This is a genomic window from Leucobacter sp. M11 (assembly GCF_035726885.1).
Classification (GTDB): Bacteria; Actinomycetota; Actinomycetes; order Actinomycetales; family Microbacteriaceae; genus JAPFRB01.
The window spans coordinates 117,532-119,342 of record NZ_JAPFRB010000005.1; the positions used below are offsets into that span (position 1 = coordinate 117,532).

Below are 1,811 nucleotides of genomic sequence, written 5' to 3' on the forward strand. Positions count from 1 at the left end.
GGCCCAGCGGGGGCGACCCCTCCCGCAACACAGCAGCCACCCGAATCCCGGGAACCGCCCCCCGACGCGCCTCGGCCGAGGCTCACCGTGTCCGGACTGAGCTACGCAGCCGAGCAGGTCACCCGCCTCGACGACGTCACCCTGAGCATTCACCCGGGCGAAATCGTCGGCATCGCCGGAGTCTCCGGAAACGGCCAAACCGAACTGGTGCGGGCACTGAGCGGCGTCCTCCCCGGGGCCAGGGGCACCATCGTCGTCGATGACACCGACCTCAGCGGCCTCGGGGTAACCCAACGGATCAACGCGGGTTTCGGACGCCTCACCGAAGACCGAAAGGGGAGCGTGGTCCCCGGGCTCAGCGTCGAACACAACCTCGTCATCGAAGACCTCCACCGCTTTCGGCGCGGCCCCTTCCTCGAGAAGAAACGGGTCCGCGCGCACGCGGAACACCTCATCACGGAGTACTCGATCAAGGCCAGCCCCAACGACCCCGTACGGACGCTGTCCGGGGGCAACCTGCAAAAACTCCTCCTGGCGCGCGCCCTGTTCCGGCAACCCCGGGTGTTTATCGCCTCGCAACCCACCCGAGGACTCGACATCTCGTCCTGCGATTTCGTCTACGCCAGGCTTCGAAAACTCCGCGATGCGGGAGCAGGGATCCTGATCGTGTCCGAGGACCTCGACGAACTCCTCACCCTCTCAGACCGGGTGGGCGTCCTCTACGCGGGGCGACTCAGCGCGCTCCTCAGCGGCACCGACCTGGACCGCGACCGCATCGGACTCCTGATGGCGGGCCAGCAATGAGCCTGACCACGGTCCCGCGGAACCCAACCCGGACCCTCACCGCGCTCCTGAGCGCCGGGACGATCACCCTCCTGCTCACCGCGCTCCCCATCGCCCTCGCCGGCGCGGAGCCACTGGGCGCGTTCCGACGGTACTTCGTCACCCCGGTCACCACCCCGCAGGGCATCGCCGAGCTCCTCCTCGCAGCGACCCCACTGCTGTTCACCGGACTCGCCGCGATGATCGCGTTCCGCGTCGGCTACTACAACATCGGCATAGAGGGGCAATTCCTCGCCGGGGCGATCACCGCCTCCGTGTTCGCGCTCGCCTTCCCCGAGCTCCCCGGCTGGCTCGCGCTCCCGCTGGGCCTGATGGCTGGGATCTGCGGCGGGGTCCTCTGGGCCGCCGTGCCGCTCTGGCTGAAGCTCCGAGCGAGGATCGACGAGGTCGTCTCCACCCTGCTCCTCAACCCCGTGGCCCTCCTGCTCCTGCAGGGGCTCTTGAACGGCCCCTACCGCAACTCGGAGACCGGCTTCCCCGACTCGGATTCCTTTGGCGCGGGGTATCTGCTCGGCCCCCTCATCCCCGGCTCCCGCGTGCACTGGGGGGCGGCGCTCGCCGTCGGCCTGATCGTGCTCGCCGGGCTCACGATCGCCCTCACCCCGCTCGGTATTCGTGCCCGGGCGGTGGGGCAGGCCCCCGCGGCAGCGACCTTCTCGGGGATATCCGTCCCCCGGATGCAGGCGTGGAGCGCGCTGATCTCCGGGGGCCTCGCTGGCTTGGGCGGGGCAAGCCAGGTGTTCGGGGTGAACCATCAGCTGACGGCAAGCTTTGCGGTGGGCTACGGATACACCGGCATCGTGGTGGCCACCCTCGGTGGCCTGAGCGCGGTCGGGCTCTTCCTCGCCGCCTGCCTGCTCGGCAGCATCGCCGTGGGGGCGCTCAGCGCATCGGTGTCCCTCGGGGTCCCGGCGCAGATGGGGACGGTGGTGACCTCGACGCTGCTCCTCGCCGTCGTGGGCTCGCTC

The 1,811-nt window shown here is 69.8% G+C and carries 2 protein-coding genes; both read left to right on the forward strand.

Features of this window, described 5'->3' with window-relative positions; translation table 11 throughout:
• Positions 1-87 precede the first annotated feature (87 nt).
• Positions 88-804: an ATP-binding cassette domain-containing protein gene (locus OOT08_RS15855; RefSeq protein WP_325093802.1), complete on the forward strand. Its 717-nt coding sequence runs from the start codon at positions 88-90 to the stop codon at positions 802-804.
• On the forward strand, positions 801-1,811 hold a 1,011-nt coding region (locus OOT08_RS15860; RefSeq protein WP_325093803.1), incomplete at its 3' end, for an ABC transporter permease. The genes OOT08_RS15855 and OOT08_RS15860, both read left to right, overlap by 4 nt.